This window comes from Streptomyces sp. MUM 2J (genome assembly GCF_022414535.1).
Classification (GTDB): domain Bacteria; phylum Actinomycetota; class Actinomycetes; order Streptomycetales; family Streptomycetaceae; genus Streptomyces.
Genome location: NZ_JADWYM010000018.1, coordinates 107,996 through 125,265, shown reverse-complemented (window position 1 = coordinate 125,265; position 17,270 = coordinate 107,996). Strand labels below are relative to the sequence as shown.

Sequence of the window (17,270 nt, the reverse complement as noted above, 5' to 3'; positions counted from 1 at the left end):
TGAACTCCTCCTTGCGGGACCCAGTATCCCAAAGTGGAAGGTTGTCCATCACACCGGGGCAACTTCACTCCTCGTACAGGTCGGCGACAACGTCATCGCCCGCATTGCGGGATGCCCGACAACACCGGTACGGGCCTCGCCTCGAACCACGCGTCGGGAGCGGAGAAACGCTGCCGCATCGGCCACCTCCCCATTCGACTGGTTCGGATAAACGGCTAGATATCGCTCTTCATGCCGGAGTGGCCGATTTTGGAGCCATGGTGTTGCCGGGGAACCAGCACACAGACATGATCACTGCTCGTAACAACCTGATCACCCACCCAGGAGCCGAGACGTGATACGTCGAACCGCTCTCCGCGCCCTCACTGGCGTCGCCGTGACCGCGGCTCTCGCCCTGCCTCTCACTCAGGGAGTCCAGGCGGCCGCCCCGGAAGCCGCCGCCACGATCAGCCCGGACGACAACAACCCCTTCCGCGGGGTGGAACTTGACGGCATGCGAGCCGACTTCCAGTTGATGTGCCCCGCGGGCCACTGTGCGGGTCTCTGGTCTCTGGTCCTGACGGACGACGTCCTGCAGCAGGAGTTCGAGGGACGCAGGTTCTTCGTCTACGCCCCGGCCACAGGTGAGTTCGGCTTCTTCCTCGACAGGGACATCGTCGTGCGCACGGTCGATCGCCCCAGCCAGGTCCGCCTGGGCGACACCGATTTCATGCGCTCCCACCCGCGTGTCGAGGTCCGCTACGGCGACCCCGATCGCCCAGACCGGGCCCGCGTCGTCGCCACGGCGACGACCTTGATGTAGCGAGCCGACCGGCCCGGTGGTCGGACACCGAGTCGCACTCAGCCGCCCGGCAGCCACCACGAAGTGACGACAGGCCACGAACGCGGTGCGTCCAGGGCCCTGAGTGTCAGTTCGCCGAACCCCTCCATCGGGTCGCGCCCCTTGCATGCCCTCGTTTCATGAGTTTCACCCAAGGGAGTCATCGATTTCAATGAATAAACGTCAGAGCCTCTTCGCCTTCACCGCTTTGGGCGCGGTCATGTTCACCACCGGATTCATGCCGTCGGCCAGCGCGGCCGACAGCAGTGGCACCGAGGAAAAGAAGGCATCCTATGCCGAAACGCATGGCCTGACGGCGGAAGACGTTAGGAACATCAATGCGCTCAACGAAGAAGCTCTGTCGCTGAGCCGGCCCGGCAAGTCCCCGGCAGATTTGTCGCCGAGCGCCGGCGCCTTCTCCCGGGCCTCCGGCAGGGAAACCCCTCCCGCCGAGCCGCTCGACAGGATGCCTGACGCGTACCGAGCCTACGGAGGCAGGGCCACTACCGTCGTCAACAACTACATACGCAAGTGGCAGCAGGTCTACAGTCATCGTGACGGCAGGAAGCAGCAGATGACCGAAGAGCAGCGAGAGAAGCTGTCCTACGGTTGTGTCGGCGTCACCTGGGTGAATTCGGGCCCCTACCCGACGAACAGACTGGCCTTCGCGTTCTTCGACGAGAACAAGTACGAGGACGGCCTCAAGAACACCAGGCCCCGCCCCAACGAAACACAGGCGGAGTTCGAGGGACGTATCGCCAAGGACAGTTTCGACGAGAGGAAGGGTTTCAAGCGGGCGCGCGATGTGGCGTTCACCATGAACAAGGCCCTGAGAAACGCCCACGACGAGGGGGCCTACCTCGGGAATCTCAAGAGAGAGCTCGCGAACAAGAATGACGCTCTGTTCCACGAGGACAGCCACTCGAACTTCTACTCGGCATTGAGGAACACACCGTCCTTCAAGGCAAGGGACGGAGGCAACTACGACCCGTCCAAGATGAAGGCGGTGATCTACTCGAAGCACTTCTGGAGCGGGCAGGACTGGTGGGGCTCATCCGAGATGAGGAAGTACGGCGACCCGGACGCTTTCCGCCCCGACCAGGACACGGGCCTGGTCGACATGTCGAAGGACAGGAACATCTCACGCAGTCCCGCCAAGCCCGGCGAACGATGGGTCAACTTCGACTACGGCTGGTTCGGGGCGCAAACCGAGGCAGATGCTGACAAGACCATATGGACCCATGCCAATCACTATCACGCGCCCAACAGCGACGTCGGCCCCATGCGCGTATACGAGAGCAAGTTCCGGAACTGGTCTGCCGGGTACAGCGACTTCGACCGCGGAACCTACGTGATCACGTTCATACCCAAGAGCTGGAACACCGCACCCGCCAAGGTGGAGCAAGGCTGGCGGTGACGGAACCTGTGGGAGCATATTGAGCCGCTGTCGCCGAGCAAAGAGCGCAGGCCTACAGCGGCCGAGTCGTAAACCGCTCCCGGGCGGTCGCCCCCGAGGCCCGCGGGCCTCGGGGGCGACCGCCTCTGGCCCATCGGCAACGCGACCGGTCGGGAGCATCTCCGCGGGCGGGGGGGCGACACGAGGACGCCAGCCGGGGCGGGCGGATCAGGCCTTCGGCCTCGGTTGCGGCACGAGGAAACCACGTGCCGGTCGGGGCTCCTGCGGGTCACGGGAACTGGACTACTGAGCGTTTTCAGCGTGGCCACTGATCGGGTGACGGGGCGGGGTGAGGTAGCGGTGCGCAACGAACAGGGCTCCCGAGCCCGTGAGGGAGGTGTGCGACGTCTCAACTCAGCAGCACAGGACCCCTGTTGGTTTCCTATCCTGCCGCACTCGGCCTGCCCCACGCCTTGGTCGAGTGGGTCACGATGCTCATCGTCACCCGTGAGGGTGACCGACGGTGCAAACTCCCGCCGCACCGCCGTGCGCTCGTCGCACTCGTGTACCTGCGCCGGCATGACACCCTCGCCCGTATCGCCGCGGCTTCGGGATATCCGTCGGCACCGCCCACGCCTACGCCACCGCGGTCACCGGCCTGCTCGCCGACCAGGCTCCGGGCCTGCTGAAGACGCTGCGCGAGCACGACCCGGACTTCGTCCTCCTGGACGGCACGCTCGCAGAGTGCGACCGCGTCGGCGACGGCAGGGCCGACTACTCGGCGAGACACAAACGGCACGGGGTGGCAGGCCAGGCCGATCTCGTTGAACCGGTGGATCACGTCGCGGACGGTGTCCTCGTCGGCCTGGACCAGTTGCGCGATCACCGGGACCCGGTTACCTCCGGTCGAGGCCAGGATCATCATCTCCCGCCGGTAGCGCACCGGGCTGGTGCTGCCCCGGCGCACGATCTGTTGAAGCTTCTGCCCTTCCTGGTCGGTCAGTCTGCGGGCCTTGACCGGCTCTGCCACCGCATCTCCACGTGTCAGGTTGGATGTGCCCGTCACATCCAACCGCCCGCAAGGCCCGCACCGCGAACGGCAACCCCGGTGAACCTTCCCGGTCGGAGCAGTAGCCGCGGGCCCGTACCGGCGAACAGCGGTCCGGCCCGGAGCCGCCACCGACACCTCCGGGCCGGACCGTCTTGTGCAGGCTGGGCTGAGCCGGTGGGCAAGATGCGCAGGTGCAGCGTGTCCTGAGTCAACGCCGACGGGCAGGCAAGGGGTGGAGCGGAGCGCCGCCACCGCCGCGGAACGGGATCCGGAACGTTCGACGGCCGAGCCGACGCGCGCCGACCGGCTGCCGTCCCTCTGACGAACCCATCGCGAGCAGGCCCGATCGTCACGACCGGGCCTGCTCGTACGACACACCCACCACAAACAGAACCGCTATTCTGCTAGCGTCTCCTCGCAAGCAGAATGTGTATTCTTTTTGTGGGGGTGTGATGCCGCGGCTCACCGAGACACGCAAGGAACTCCGGCGTACCCAGATCACCGAGGCCGCCGTACGCTGCTTCGACCGCAACGGCCTGGAGCGGACCTCGATCGCCGACATCACCGCCGAGTCCGGCCTCTCGGCCGGCTCGATCTATACGCACTACCGCAACAAGGCCGACCTGGTTCGGGCCGCCGCCCGCGAGGTGCTTGCCAGACGCGCCGACGTCCTCGGCGAGTACGCCGCGGGCGACGTCCCGCCCGGCCCCGACGAACTACTCTCCCGCCTGATCGCCGCGATCGACCCGGCCGAGGCCAGGGTCGGCGTGCAGACCTGGGGCGAGGCGACCACCGACCCGGCCATCCGCGACATCGTCGTCGACATGACCGACCGGATGCGCGCGATGGTGCACGACTGCGTCATGGCGTGGCTGGTCAAGGTCGAGCACCGCGCACCGGCCGAGGTCCGGGAGCGCGCCGCCCCGATCGCCCACCGGGTCATGGCGCTCTATCAGGCAGAACTGCTGTACACCGCTTTGCGATCACCGACCGAGGAGACAGCGTCATGACCACGGCGACCGCCTCAATGGCCGCCCGCACCGTCTTTCGGCTCGGCTACGGCGCCTTGCAGATCGAGCGCCTGCACGAACGCCTCGGCGATGCCGTCGCGCTGCTGCGCCGCGCGGTCGAGCCAGGCGTCGACCACGTGGACACGGCCGAGTTCTGCGGCTTCGGGTTCGCCAACGACGTGATCCGCGAGGCGCTGCGCTCCGAGGACGACGTCCTGGTCGTCACGAAGGTCGGCGCCGACCCCGACCCCGGCGGGCACCTGCCGCTGCGCCTGGCACAGCGGCCCGGGCAACTGCGCGCCAGCGTCGAGGACGATCTGCGCAGCCTCGGCGTCGACCGGCTCGTCGTCGTCAACCTGCGCCGCCTGGGCACCGGCCCCGGGCTGCGTCCCGAGGGCGACCAGGTCGTCGACCTCGACGACCGGCTCGCCGTGATGACCGCCCTGCGCGACGAGGGCGAGTTCGGCGCGATCGGCCTGCCCGCGCCGCGCCCTGCCGTCCGGCATCGTCTGCGCGCAGAACGCGTGCAGCCTCGTCTCCCGCGACGACAAGGACATGCTGCGGCTGTGCGAGACCGAGGGCATCGCCTGGGTGTCGTTCTTCCCGCTCGGCGGGGCCTTCCCCGGCCTGCCCAAAGCGGCCGACAAGCGGGCCGTGCACGCCGTGGCCGCGTCCCTGGGCGTCACGCCCTCCCAGGTCGGCCTCGCCTGGCTGCTGCACCGTGCCCCGAACGTGCTGCTCATCCCCGGCACCGCCGGCACATCCCACCTGGAGGCCAACATGGCGGTCGGCGCGATCACCTTCGACGCCGCGACCCTCACCACCCTCGTTGCCATCGAGTCCCGCACCGACGAGGTCCCCATTGGCTGACCGGAACCCACACGACCCGGGCCGCGGCCACACCCCACGCCAAACACTCTGACGGCCCGTCAGGACACGCCCCGAACCTCGCTCTACCAGGCTCCAAGGACGGATCATGAAGGCCATCATCTACCGCGACAACGGCTCCCCCGACGTTCTCCGGTTCGTCGATCGCGACCTGCCCGCGCCCGGCCCCGGCGAGGTTCGCGTCCGGGTCTCCGTGTCCGGGGTCAACCCGACCGACTGGCAGGCCCGCTCCGGCGTCGGCCACCCCAAGCACTTCTCCGAGGTCACCCCCCACCTCGACGGCGCCGGCACCATCGACGCCGTCGGCAAGGGTGTCAATCAGGGCAGGGTCGGTCAGCGGGTCTGGCTGTTCATGGCCGCCGCCGGGCGGCCCACCGGCACCGCAGCCGAGTTCACCGTCGTGCCCGCCGATCGGGCCGTGCCGCTGCCCGACGAGGCCGGCTTCGACGTCGGCGCCGCACTCGGCGTCCCCGCACTGACCGCGCACCGCGCGCTCACCGTCACCGAAGGCGGGCCGCGTCGGCTGCGGCCCGGGGCACTCGACGGGAAGGTGGTGCTCGCCGCGGGCGGGGCCGGGGCGGTGGGGCACGCGGTGATCCAGCTTGCCCGATGGGCCGGCGCCACCGTGATCAGCACGATCAGCGGCCCGGAGAAGGCGCGGCTGGCCACCGCCGCCGGGGCCCACCACGTGATCAACTATCGCGAGGGCGACCCGGCCGCCGAGATCCGCAAGATCGCACCGGACGGCGTGGACATCGTCGCCGAGGTGGCGCTCGGCGCCAACCTCGCAATGGACCTGGACGTGCTGCGGACCCGCGGCACGATCGCGACCTACGCCAACGACGGTGGCAAGCCGGTCGAACTGGACGTGCTGCGGAACATGGTGCTGAACACACGCTTCCAGTTCCTCGTGCTGTTCACGGCCGGTCCCGAGGCACGCGCCGCGGCCGTTGAGGACGTCGCCGCCGCCGTCCGCGGCGGCGCCCTGCCGGTCGGCGAGGAGCACGGCCTGCCGCTGATCCGCTTTCCCCTCGACCGCACCGCCGACGCGCACCGGGCGGTGGAGGGCGGCGCGGTCGGCAAGGTACTGGTGGACGTCACATCATGACGCCAGTCGGCCACCGTGCGCCCACCCTCCGCTCCGGTGAACCCGGCATGCTGCGACGGGTGGGCGAGCGTCACCCCGACCCCTGCCCGGCCCGCGGTCGACCCGGACCTCACGGGTTCTCACAGACGATCCTTTGCCGGAGCGAGATCGAGAATGGCCCGTCGGGCACCCGTTGATCTTGAATCGGTTCTCAGGACTCTCTCACCAGCATGGCCCGCGCTGCCGGGTCATCCTGACTGTGCACGAGATGAAGCGGCTGTGCCGGGATCCCGCCGTACTCACCGCGCTCGACCACCTGACCGCGCACGGCCTGGTCCTGGAGATGCTCTCCGAGCACCTGCCCGGCACCTACCCCCACCGGACCCGGCAAGTTGCGGTTCGCGTCCTTCGCGGCGATGGCGGAGACCGAGTGGGAGAGCATCCGGGAGCAGACGCTGGAGGAGCTCGACACCGCCTGCCGCGAGGGCAAGCGCCGCGGCCGGCCGCCGGCCGTTCCCATTCACCCGTGCAGATCATCGGTGGTCTTGAGTTCACCGCCTACTACGGGGGCGGTCCGACCGCGATCCGGCCATGGCACCGGCGACGGGGCCGGAACCGGGTTCAGGTCCGCGTCGGCTGGGTTGGCCCCGGGCAAGACGTCATCCCCACGATGGAGACGGGCGGCCCGTGCAGGGGTGCGCCGGCTCCGACGGCACGCCCCTGCATGAGGGCGAAGGCGGCGTGCGGAGCAATGAGCGGAAGGCGGTCTCGGCGCGACCCTGCACGTCTGTTCGGTCGCTTCCGGGGAGGCGGGCCTACCGGAGGGCGAGACCTCCTCCCATCTCGCCCCCGGTACGGAACGGTTCGGCCCGCAGGGGTGGTTTCTCTGTCACAGGCGCCCGGCTACGTCGGCCGCGAATGCGCTCATCCAGGCCAGGGCCGAGTTCCAGTTGATGGTGATCTCGTTGAGCGACCAGGCTTCGAGGTTGTCGACGTAGCACAGCTGCGGTGCGCAGCCGTGCAGCCATGACGAGGCGAGAGGGTCCTGGAGGCTGGAGTTCGGCCCGCCGGCGATCGTCCCGACCGGCGGGTTGGGCAGTGTCGCGTCGAAGGACTTCGCGTACCAGCGGCTGTGCTGGTTCTTCGCGTCGTTCGCACCGTACCCGGTGATGTACGACTTCCCGAGGGCGTTGCGGCCGAACAGGTAGTCGAACCCTTCGAAGACGGCGTCGGCGTACGCATCGCTGCCCGTGAGGTCGTACGCGGTGGCGAGGACCACCTGGTTGTTCAGCATCGACGCGTTCGAGCCCCAGTCGTACTTCCCGTTCGTCGGGGTGTACGTCTGGCCGAACCGCTCGGCCCGCTGGAACGAGATGAGACGGTCCGCGGCAGCCGTCACCCACCTCCGGATCTGCGCGTACTCGGCGAGCCCGTCACCGAAGCGCGCGAGATCGAGCTGAGCGAGAGCAGCGACCGAACCCCAGTAGAACCCGTTCTGGCTGAAGGCGGCCCCGGCGGTGTGGAACCGGCTCGACCGGACGTCGTCGAGGTAGTTCCCCTTCTTCGTCGTGAGATAGAGCTCGGCTGCCGCCCAGTAGAACTCGTCCGACACGTCGTTGTCGTCGTACGGGCCGCCGCCGATGCGGTCCGCGCGGGGAGCATACAGCGCGGGCTCGGCCCGGGCTGCGGTATAGGCGCGTTCGGCGGCGCTGCGCAGCCTGGTGGCGAAGCCGGGATCGAACCGCTCGTAGATCCTCGCTCCTTGTGCGGCGACGGCCGCGAGGTTGAGCGTCGCTGCTGTCGACGGGCGGTGCAGCTCCCGCTTCTTCTTGTCCTGATGGGGGAGCATCGGCGGGCCGGTCCAGGACTCGTCGTGCACCTTGTGGTGCACCATACCGGCAAGAGGTCTGCCGTCCGGCACCTGCATCTTGAGCATGAACTCCAGGTTCCAGCGAGCCTCGTCGAGGATGTCCGGGACGCCGTTGCCACGCTCGGGAACGGCGAGCGTCGAGTCGCCGAGCTGTGCCTGCCTGCCCTCTGCGACGGCCCGTTCCCACGCGGACAGCAACTGGTAGGTGGCGATACCGCCGTTGACCACGTACTTGCCGTGGTCGCCCGCGTCGTACCAGCCACCGGTCACGTCGAGCGTGTAGTCGCAGGTCCAGTTGTCGACGTACGGCTTCGGCGTCTGGCACGGCACCCGGGTGTCCCCCGTGTTGGGTGAGGAACCGACGTGTCCGGCAGGGCGGGCGTACGCGGCTCCGGCGATCCCGCCGTCGATCGGGATGCCGCTGCGGTTGGTGTAGAAGAACCGCATCGAGTCGGTGCGGAGCGCATCGTACAGATCCGGTCTGATGTCGAAGGAGCGGCTCTCCTCGCCGCCGACCGCGAGCCTGAACTCGCCTGTGGCCGAGACGCCGCTGAAGTCGATCCTGTGAACCGAGGCGCCTGCGGAGCCGTCGAAACCCGCGGGTTCCGTCGTACCCGTCGCGACCGGTCCACCGCCGACCCGCCGCAGCGTCCAGGGCAGCGGATCCGCCGCGTCGGTGATCAGCGTGGCGCGCTTGGGACCGTTCGGGAGGTAGCCGTGCTGGTTCACCTTCACGGCTGGACCGGTGTCCGCCGCGTACGCGAACTCCTTCCCGTCGAGCGACACATCGTCCATGCAGAACTCGTACGGCTCGTCGGCCGCCCCGAGGCGGAACTGCAACTGCGACAGCACGTACTCGTCGCTGTAGCCCGTCTTGAACGTGTACTCGTAGTGCTTCCAGGAATCTCCCGTCGTGAATCCCCTGGCGAAGTACTCGATCTTTCCGGGATTGTCGAACGGCGCAATGCGCACGATGGGATGCGCCGCAGCGCTCGTCCTCGCGCGGAACCTCAGCGTGTACGAACTTCCGCCGGGCAGATAGATGCTGTTGTGTCCGACGAGGACGTCCCACGGCTTCTCCGACGCCGGGGCATCGACGCAGAAGACACCGCCCTGGATCTTCGGACTCATCCCGGCGTTGACCCACCACGGCTTGAACGTCCCGGTGAAGTTGCTGTTCTGCAGCAGCCTGCCGTCGAGCAGCGGCCGCGGCTGGCCACCGCTGTACGCCGGAAGCGTGCCGGCCGGAAGCTCGGCGTGGTCCTGCGGGGAGCCCGGCTGACCGGGCCCCTGTTCACCGGAGCCGTACCGGGGCAGAAGCCAGCCGTCGACACCCCCTGAGCCGCCGTTGAACAGCAGGAAGTCCGCGACGTGGTCAGCGTCGAGATCGGCGAAGACGCCTGCGGTGCCGGCGAACGCATCGCCGGAGCGGATGGTGCCGAGTGCTCTCCAGCCGGTCGTCAGGCTCCATGGGCCGCCGGTGTTCTCCCAGGCCAGGACGTCACCCGACGCGTACTCGACGAGTACCACGTCGGCGCGGCCGTCGCCGGTGATGTCCGCGAAGGAGAGGTCCCCGCTCGGGCCTTCTTGGGGATACCCGAAGTCGATCTTCTTCCAGTCGCCCTCGGAGGGGAAGCCGTGCCCCGTGTTCTCCCACGCGGTGACGTAGTTGAGCCTTCCCTTCACGAGGAGGTCGTCGTCGCTGTCACCGTCGATGTCGAGGAACAGCAGGTCTCCGGTGTAGCCGAGATCGTTCGCGACCGTGCGCGGCTCCGCCCATCCGACCGCCTCGGCAGTGGATTCGTTGCGCCACACACGCATGCTCGCGAAGCCGGTCGGGGACTCGGCCGCGTCGAGGATCCTGATGTAGTCGTCGCGGTCGTCTCCGTCGACGTCGCCGAAGAACACCTGGCGCGGGTCCACATCCTCCTGCGCGGCGGCGTCCGGCGTGATGTCGCCCAGCGGGGACCACTCCCGCACACCGTCGTTCCGCCAGGCCCGGATCCGGCCGCCGGATCCGGCAACGACGCGATCGGCGTCTCCGTCGCCGTCGATGTCAAGGAACCGAGTCTGCGAGCCGTCGCCCGCACCGTTCACGACCTCGCCGAGCGGTGCCCAGGATCCGACGCCCCGCTGCAGCCGCTGGAGCGTTTCGAGGAAGCGCCGAGCGGCATTGCCGTTGAGTACGTCGGCCACGGCGCCGAGCGGGTTCCCCCAGTTCCCGAGCTTCGCCGCGTAGCGCCTCAGAGTGGTCTGGGCGTCGGCCACCAACGCGCTGGAACCGGCGACGGCGAACTCCACCAGTGCCCCGGTGAACGCTCCGGCGAGCGCACCCCAGATCGCGGTGCCCAACGCGGAGCCCCAGACCTCCGCGTCGATCGGCTTTCCGTCCAGGGCCGCGCTCACCAGTTCGCTGACGCCCCCCGCCATGCCCCCCGCCACGGCTGCGCACACCGGTGCGGCCGCAGGCGCACCTACGTTGAACGCGGCCAGGCACAGCGCCCCGGACACGATTCCCGCAGCGGTGGCGGCCAGGCCGGTGACGAACTTCTTCCAAAAGCCGTCCCAGAATCCCGCCGTGCCGATCTCCGCTGTCGGCACCACGATCACGAGGCTGTCGCCGACGGCCCGGACGCTTCCCTCGTACCTGACGTCGTCGGCAGGCTGCTGGTAGTACCCCACGCTGTTCTTCCGGGCTTGACGCGTGAAGAACTCGCTCAGCGAATGCCCGTTGGCCTGGTCGGCCCGGGCGTCGTCGACCACCTGCTGCAACAACTGCTGCAGCTGTTCCGGCCGACCCGCGGGACCGAAGTCGATGGCGGCCACGAGGTCGTCGTCGTTCTGCGCCAGTGAGCGCAGGCTCCCCGCGTCGCGCGCGCAGCCCATGCGCAGCGCCGCGCCCCCGTTCTCGATCGGCTCGGTGGCGAAGGACGAGCCTGCCGCGGAACACCCGGTGGTATCCGCCGCCGCGGCAGCGACGGGTTCGGCAGACCCGACGACCGTCAGCACCATCGAGAGGAGGAGCGCGACAAGCGCAGCACCCCCGGAGCGTGGTCCTGTCGTTCCTGAACTGAGCGTGCTCTTGAGCACTCCCACTCCCTCCCAGGTCGTGCGCACAGGTTCGCGAAGGCGCTTGCAGCGCCCGTTCCGGATCGTGCTCTCATCGCCTCTCCGATACGCGGTACTCGGGCCCTGACGCCGACGAGCCGTGTACGGGAGACCTCATCGGCGTCAGGGCCCGCGCCACCTCGATGACGGCACCGATGCCGCCACCCCAGGGAGATCCCGGAGGAAGAGCAGAGCGTATGGCTGGATCGGTAGTTCGGCCGCGGAAGCGCCCGTCCGTGGAACGCGCTCGTGCAGGCGCCATCCGGCGACGACGAACCGACACGGCCGTGACCCGGACGGGGCGCCGGGCTGCGCCACCACCGGAAGCGCGTGCACCGGCCCGATCGGCCGCCCGGGTGCGCGCATGGGGCCACCAGGCACGAGACAGGCTGTCCCAGGCCCTCCGCCCACGGTTCCGGCAGCCGCTCCGGGGCAGGCTCCGCAAGGAACACGTGGGCGGGCGACGCCTTCCCTCTCAGTAGATCTTGATCCACTCGATCTTGTGGACCCGGTTGCCGGGCTCGGACACCCCGTAGCTGTCCACGACCGGGTTGTAGGCGACCCACTTGCCCGCGCCTATCTGGTACCTGCGCGAATCGCCCTCAAGGGCCTGGAAGCGGAACTCCACCTTGTTGTTGCCCGTGGAGATCCAGTTCACGCCGTAGATGGCCACGTTCATTTCGCCGGCGTTCGCGAAGCAGAGCGTGCCGTGCACTGATTCGATCTTGAAGAAGTCCGTCCTGTTGCCGCACTCCGTCCTGTTGACGGCGTGTGCGGGAAGGGCGGTCGTCACGGTGGTCAGCAGTGCTGCAGTGGTCACGCCGGCCAGGCGCAGGATGTGGCTGATCGAGCAACTCTTCACAAAAGCCCCGCAGTTGAGGAGGATACGGATCACTTACAGAGACGAGGCTCCGGCAGGACAGGTTGCAAAGAGATGACAAAGGACCTCTGTCGTGGTCGGCGCCGGTCGGGTCGGCCCGTCGGATGAAGGCGAGCACCGCCGCGTGTCCGGCGGCCGGGCCGAGTACTCCCTGTCCGGGCATCGTGGAGGTCCAGGTGGTGTCTTCGGTCAGGTCCGCTTCCAGCTCGGGCGCTTTCAGCTCGTCCAAGGCGTGGGTGCAGTTCGCCTCCGTCTGCTGGAGTTCGGCGATCACGAGGCCACCGTCAGCACGATCTTGCCTTGGATGTGGCCCTGCGCGGCTCGCGTGTGTGCGCTGACCGCGTCGGGCAGCGGGTAGGTGCTGTCCACCCCGACCTGGAGCTTGCCCTCGTCGAACAGGCGCCCGATCCCGGCGAGCTGGGGGCCGTTGGAACGTACCTGAATGTTCGAGACGGTGATGCCCAGACGCGCCGTCTCTTCCGGGTCGTACTGGGCGAAGAACACCGGAAGCATGGTGCCGCCGCGCCTGAGCACGGTCAGGAAGCGTGAGCTGTCCGGGCCGCCGACGGTGTCGATCACCAGGTCGACACCGCTGACCGCGTCCGCGGCCTGCCTCCTGGTGTAGTCGATGAAGTCATCGGCGCCGAGCTTGCGCAGGAACTGCTCGTGCCGGCCCGAGGCCACCGCGATGACGTGTGCCCCTTTCCATTTCGCCAGCTGCACCGCGAAGTGGCCCACTCCACCGGCGGCCCCGTTGACCAGCACGGTCATCCCTGGCGTGATCGGCACCGGCTGGTGCACCCGGCCGGTGAAAGGAGACGGCACGTCGTGGCCGAGATCGACCAGGTACTGCCAGGCCGTCAGCACGGCCATCGGCGCCCCGGCCGCCTGCACGTGGTCCATACCGGCCGGCTTGTGAGCCAGGTCAGAAGCCGGCGCGGCCACGTACTGGGCGTACGTCCGGCCGTCGAATCCGGGGAAACGCAGCATGCCGAAGACCTCGTCACCGACGGCGAACCCCAGCACGTCCGGAGCGACCGCCTGGACCACGCCCGACATGTCCGTTCCGGGGATCAGGGGGAACTCCAGCGTCGGCCTCATCTCGGCCGGCATGACCTTCATCCCCTCACGCAGGTACCAGTCCGGCGGGTTGATGCCCGCCGCGTGTACCCGGACGAGCACCTCGCCCGGGCCGATCTCGGGAACCGGCACCTCGTCGTACTGCAGAACTTCCGGCCCGCCCGCTTCGTGGAAATGGATCGCCTTCATCGCGCTTGTCGCTTTCTCCGGGGAATCGTTGCTCCTTCAGTCAAGGCCCGGGACGGCATGTCCGTCCAAGACCGGTTCGGCAACCTGGTCATTCCGAAACGGCATGACGCGTACGCTGGAAGGGTGAACGATCTCGGACAGGACCTGGAACTGCGGCTGGTGCGCTACTTCACCGTGGTCGCGGCGCACCAGCACTTCGGCCGGGCCGCCGCCGAGTTGCACGTGGCCCAGCCGGCGCTGAGCCGCCAGATCCAACGGCTCGAGAGGTATCTCGGCACACGATTGCTGGACCGCAGACCCCAGGGCACCCGGCTCACCCCGGCCGGCCGGACGTTCCTCCCCCGGGCCCAGGCACTGCTGCAGGCCGCCCGCCAAGCCGAACTGGCCGTGCGTGAACAAGCCGAGACCGAACGAATCGCCATCGGCTACGTCGAAGACCTGGTGATCACTGCCGCCGTACAGGAACTGCGCCGCCGTTACCCGGACGCCGAGATCGCCACCCGGCACCTGAGCTGCCGCGACGTCGGAGCGCTGTCCGACAACCACGTCGACGCCCTGATCGCGCGGGCCCCGCTGCCGATCGCCGCCGCCGACGTGTCCACCACCCCGCTGTACGAGGAGCCCCGTATGCTCGCGGTCCCGCGCGGCCATCCCCTGGCCGACCGCGCGTCGGTGACCGCGGAAGAACTGGCCGGCGAGGAGGCGGCACCATGCGCGTTCGAGACCGCGGACTGGGCCTCCTACCGGATCCTGGGGGCCGGCGTGCCGCCTCTCGAGAGCTACGAGGACAAGCTGGAACTCGTCGCGAGTGGCAGGGCGATCGCCGTGCTACCGGTCGGCGATCGCCGTAGCTCACTGCGTCCCAACCTCGTCACCGTCCCGATCGAGGGCGCTCCCCCCAGCCAGGTCGTCCTGGTCAGTCGCAAGGGCGACCCGAATCCGATGATCAGGAATCTCCGGCTGGCGGCCCAGGCCGCCCTGACCGCCCCGGCAGCCTGACCGGGACCAGCGACCCGCTCGGCTCTGAACCGCACCCAACACGAGGCCCGCCTCTACACGTTCCGCTGGCTCAACCGCTGCAACACCCGACGCCGCTGCTCCCGCCTCGGACAACGCAGTCCCGTCGCCTACGAGACTGCACTCGACACAACATCAGCCATCCTGGCCCAAGCCGCGTAACCTGTGTCCAAGATTCCGGGTCAGGGCCCATGTGAGGTTGATCTTCGGGAGTCGACGTCGGGTTTCATGCGGCGAGTGACAGAGTGCGTGATGTGATCAGCCACTGTTCGAACTCGACTGGTGTGAGGTAGCCGAGCGCGGAGTGCCGGCGGCTTCGGTTGTCGTACGACATCCAGCGGAACAGGTCCAGCCGGGCCTGTGCCTCGACGTCCAGCGTCGTCCGTGCAGCAGTTCTCCTTTGCGACCCTGGAAGAACGACTCGGCGAGGGCATTGACGTAGCTGGACCCGACGCGTCCCATGCTGCGTCGGATGCCGTGGCGCTGGCAGATGTCGGCGAAGGTCCGGCTCGCGTCCTGGGTGCCCCTGTCCGTATGGAAGACGACGCCGTCGACCCGGCCACCGCGGGCGGCCGTGGCCATCTCAGTGGCGTGGGTAACCAGGGATGTGCGCATGTGGTCGGCGATCGACCAGCCCACGACCCGACGCGAGCAGATGTCGATCACCGCGGCCATACAGCCACGCCGAGCCGACGGTATGCAGGTGATGTCGCCGCACCACTTCGTGTTCAGCGTGTCGGCGGTGAAGTCGCGCATCATCAGGTCCGGGACGGGCGGGGCCGTCCTCCGCGATCGTCGTGCGCCTGGTGCGGCGCAGGTGGCGCCCGATGATGTGCTGGATGCCCATCAGCCGGCGTCCGCACCGGCCTTGCACACCAACAAGGTCCGGGTCGCCGCCGCGGTGCTCCGGGACGCTGCCCGAGCCGTCGGGGAAGGCGAGTTCGTGCTCCTCTGCGCCAGCGCCCGGAAGCGGCGGTCGACGACATCGCTGCCAGGGCAGTCAGGACGATCACGGGCCCCGGGTGTCCGGGTGCGACGGCCCCTCTACACCGTCCACAGTGCCCAGTAGTCCCTGAGTGTCTCGGCGGGCCAGGCCGGTTCGCGAACAACGCCTTGGGGCCCGGTGACGGTGAAGTACGGCCCGAGGTCGTAGACCGGTGTGCCGTCGATCGCGTCGAGGTCCGTGACGTGCAGGTCCAGACCGTCGATCCGCAGAAGCCGCGGGAAGCTGGTGGCCAGCTGATTGGGGCGGCGGTGATCCCGGTGTGCGAACGTTCCCGCTCCTGAGGGGTGCCGCCGCTGGCCGTCGCGCGGCCCCCGCGCACCGAGGATGACATCGCTCGCAGACGCGAGGCTGAAATGCCACGTCACGACGAGATGTGAGAATTCATCGAGCCCTCGGACGGCCTCGGCCGGAAAGCCGGGGTTGAGCCGGATGACGGATTCGACGCCGCCCCAGTAGGTGTCGCCGAGCTGCTGATGACCTCCGACCACGGTCCCGACGGGCTCGATCTTCAGCGTCATGGCAGCCCTTCGTCTCTCGGTGCGAGAGGAGGATGGACGCAGGCAGGACGGCTTCCTGCCTCGCTCGGGCAGCGCGGCCCGGGCCCGCTCTCACCACGAGCGACGCTGCCCGCCGCGGGTTTCGGGCCTCCCGGGCTGCGCTCACAGAGTGGCGACAGGCCCGTCAGGCTGGCCTTCGCGCTGCTCGATCATCTCGCGGCAGAGCTCCTCGGTCGCCTCCTCGGTCAGCCGCTCGAAGCCGTCCTCGGTGATGACCGACACGATCGGGAAGATGCGGCGGCCGATGTCGGGACCGCCGGTGGCCGAATCGTCGTCGGCGGCGTCATACAGCGCCTGGAGCGCCGCCAGTGCCGCCTCGCGACGGGTCATGTCCTTGCGGAACAGCTTCTTCAGCGCACCTCGGGCATAAGGGGAGCCGGACCCCTCGGCGTGGAAGTCCGTCTTCTCGTAGGGCCCGCCGGTCACGTCGTACCCGAAGATGCGGCCCTTCTGCCCTTCCGGCGCCGTCACGTCGTAGCCGACGAGCAGCGGCACCATGGCCAGGCCCTGCATGGCCTGCCCCAGGTTCTGGCGGACCGTGTTCGCCAGCCGTGTCGCCTTGGCGTTGAGTGTCATGGGCGTGCCTTCGATCTTCTCGAAGTGCGTCAGCTCGACCTGGTAGAGCTTCACCATGTCCAGAGCGAGACCCACACTGCCCGCGAAGGCGACGGCGGTGTGGTCGTCCGCGGGATGCACCTTCTCCAGGTCGCGCTGCGCGATGATGTTGCCCATCGTGGCCCGGCGGTCTCCGGCGATCAGCACGCCGTCCCGATAGGTGAGGGCCAACACCGTCGTGCCGTGCGGCACTTGGTCGGGAGCTGCCACCACACCCTCGGGCAGCAGCCCGCGGGTGCTCAGCAGCTCGGGACGGTGCACGGCAAGGAACTCCGTGAAGGAGGAGCCTCCCGGAGTGAAGAACTCCGCTCCTAACCGGCCGCCGGTCTCGTTCCAGGTCATTGCGTCACCTTCTTCACCTTGCCGGGCTGCTCCGGCACGAACAACTTCTACCATGGGTGAGCGCACGGAAAACGCCCGTCTCCGACATGCACGAGACCGTGACCCGTTCGCGGCGCGCGCAGGCGCCCGGTGCCGACTCGGCTCGGCGTCCACGGCCTCCAGCCGGCTGTCCAGGTTCCGGTCGGGCGCTTGCACGGTCCACGCGTCGGGCAGTGCTCTGGCCACCATCCCGGGATGGAAGGTGAAGAAGGCAGCCGTCACGACTCCGGATGAGGCGGCTACCCAGCGGAGCGGCACGCAGTGCGAAGTAGCCCATCCGCCCGCCCTTGCAGCCGAGTGCCCTGGTCACGGCAC

11 protein-coding genes and 5 pseudogenes are annotated in these 17,270 nt (G+C 68.6%); 7 read left to right on the top strand and 9 right to left on the bottom strand.

Translation table 11 applies throughout. The annotated features are described in order from the left end of the window. Nucleotides 1-334: 334 nt before the first annotated feature. From I3F54_RS17105 to I3F54_RS17095, 3 genes and pseudogenes are all read left to right on the top strand, one after another. Nucleotides 335-802 carry a hypothetical protein gene (locus I3F54_RS17105; RefSeq protein ID WP_240119656.1) on the top strand — a complete coding sequence of 156 codons (468 nt, stop codon included), beginning with the start codon at nucleotides 335-337 and terminating at the stop codon, nucleotides 800-802. Between the two features lie 190 nt (nucleotides 803-992). After that, nucleotides 993-2,237: a protein-glutamine gamma-glutamyltransferase gene (locus tag I3F54_RS17100; RefSeq protein ID WP_240119655.1), complete on the top strand. Its 1,245-nt coding sequence runs from the start codon at nucleotides 993-995 to the stop codon at nucleotides 2,235-2,237. A 413-nt stretch (nucleotides 2,238-2,650) separates the two neighbouring features. Next, nucleotides 2,651-3,021: pseudogene (locus I3F54_RS17095) on the top strand (transposase family protein); the annotation flags it as partial. On the opposite strand, the pseudogene I3F54_RS17090 reads toward I3F54_RS17095, so the two are convergent. Beyond that, nucleotides 3,022-3,246, bottom strand: a pseudogene (locus tag I3F54_RS17090) (helix-turn-helix domain-containing protein); the annotation flags it as partial. A 473-nt stretch (nucleotides 3,247-3,719) separates the two neighbouring features. Here I3F54_RS17090 and I3F54_RS17085 point away from each other — a divergent pair. The 3 genes and pseudogenes from I3F54_RS17085 (at nucleotide 3,720) to I3F54_RS17075 (ending at nucleotide 6,273) form a co-directional block, all read left to right on the top strand. After that, entirely contained in the window at nucleotides 3,720-4,277 is a 558-nt protein-coding gene (locus I3F54_RS17085; RefSeq protein WP_240119654.1) for a TetR/AcrR family transcriptional regulator, read from the top strand. Beyond that, nucleotides 4,274-5,147 (top strand): annotated as a pseudogene (locus I3F54_RS17080) (aldo/keto reductase). The gene I3F54_RS17085 and the pseudogene I3F54_RS17080 overlap by 4 nt, the downstream one beginning before the upstream one ends. Nucleotides 5,148-5,253: 106 nt before the next feature. Further along, nucleotides 5,254-6,273, top strand: a complete 1,020-nt coding sequence (locus I3F54_RS17075) for an NADPH:quinone reductase (RefSeq protein WP_240119653.1) — start codon at nucleotides 5,254-5,256, stop codon at nucleotides 6,271-6,273. 190 nt (nucleotides 6,274-6,463) lie between these two features. Here the strand turns inward: I3F54_RS17075 and I3F54_RS17070 are convergent, their stop codons facing one another. The 4 genes from I3F54_RS17070 to I3F54_RS17055 all read right to left on the bottom strand — a co-directional run bounded on the left by I3F54_RS17070 (nucleotide 6,464) and on the right by I3F54_RS17055 (nucleotide 13,379). Continuing rightward, on the bottom strand, nucleotides 6,464-6,694 hold the full coding sequence (locus I3F54_RS17070) for a hypothetical protein (protein ID WP_240119652.1): 231 nt from the start codon (nucleotides 6,692-6,694) through the stop codon (nucleotides 6,464-6,466). Nucleotides 6,695-7,141: 447 nt separating this feature from the next. Beyond that, the gene (locus I3F54_RS17065) at nucleotides 7,142-11,134 is read right to left on the bottom strand and encodes a glycoside hydrolase family 9 protein (RefSeq protein WP_240119651.1); all 3,993 of its coding nucleotides are present in this window, start codon (nucleotides 11,132-11,134) and stop codon (nucleotides 7,142-7,144) included. 571 nt (nucleotides 11,135-11,705) lie between these two features. Beyond that, the gene (locus I3F54_RS17060) at nucleotides 11,706-12,125 is read right to left on the bottom strand and encodes a beta/gamma crystallin domain-containing protein (RefSeq protein ID WP_240119650.1); all 420 of its coding nucleotides are present in this window, start codon (nucleotides 12,123-12,125) and stop codon (nucleotides 11,706-11,708) included. Between the two features lie 255 nt (nucleotides 12,126-12,380). Then, the gene (locus tag I3F54_RS17055) at nucleotides 12,381-13,379 is read right to left on the bottom strand and encodes an NADP-dependent oxidoreductase (RefSeq protein WP_240119649.1); all 999 of its coding nucleotides are present in this window, start codon (nucleotides 13,377-13,379) and stop codon (nucleotides 12,381-12,383) included. A gap of 123 nt (nucleotides 13,380-13,502) precedes the next feature. On the opposite strand from I3F54_RS17055, the gene I3F54_RS17050 reads away from it, so the two are divergent. Then, a complete protein-coding gene (locus I3F54_RS17050; protein WP_240119648.1) occupies nucleotides 13,503-14,378 on the top strand; it encodes a LysR family transcriptional regulator in 876 nt (291 codons plus the stop codon). A gap of 244 nt (nucleotides 14,379-14,622) precedes the next feature. On the opposite strand, the pseudogene I3F54_RS17045 reads toward I3F54_RS17050, so the two are convergent. The 4 genes and pseudogenes from I3F54_RS17045 to I3F54_RS32545 form a co-directional block, all read right to left on the bottom strand. Next, nucleotides 14,623-15,249, bottom strand: a pseudogene (locus I3F54_RS17045) (IS3 family transposase); the annotation flags it as partial. 191 nt (nucleotides 15,250-15,440) lie between these two features. Further along, a complete protein-coding gene (locus tag I3F54_RS17040) occupies nucleotides 15,441-15,920 on the bottom strand; it encodes an SAM-dependent methyltransferase (protein ID WP_240119647.1) in 480 nt (159 codons plus the stop codon). A 141-nt stretch (nucleotides 15,921-16,061) separates the two neighbouring features. Further along, the gene (gene prcB, locus I3F54_RS17035; protein WP_240119646.1) at nucleotides 16,062-16,916 is read right to left on the bottom strand and encodes a proteasome subunit beta; all 855 of its coding nucleotides are present in this window, start codon (nucleotides 16,914-16,916) and stop codon (nucleotides 16,062-16,064) included. A 135-nt stretch (nucleotides 16,917-17,051) separates the two neighbouring features. Next, nucleotides 17,052-17,213 (bottom strand): annotated as a pseudogene (locus I3F54_RS32545) (hypothetical protein); the annotation flags it as partial. Nucleotides 17,214-17,270: the final 57 nt, after the last annotated feature.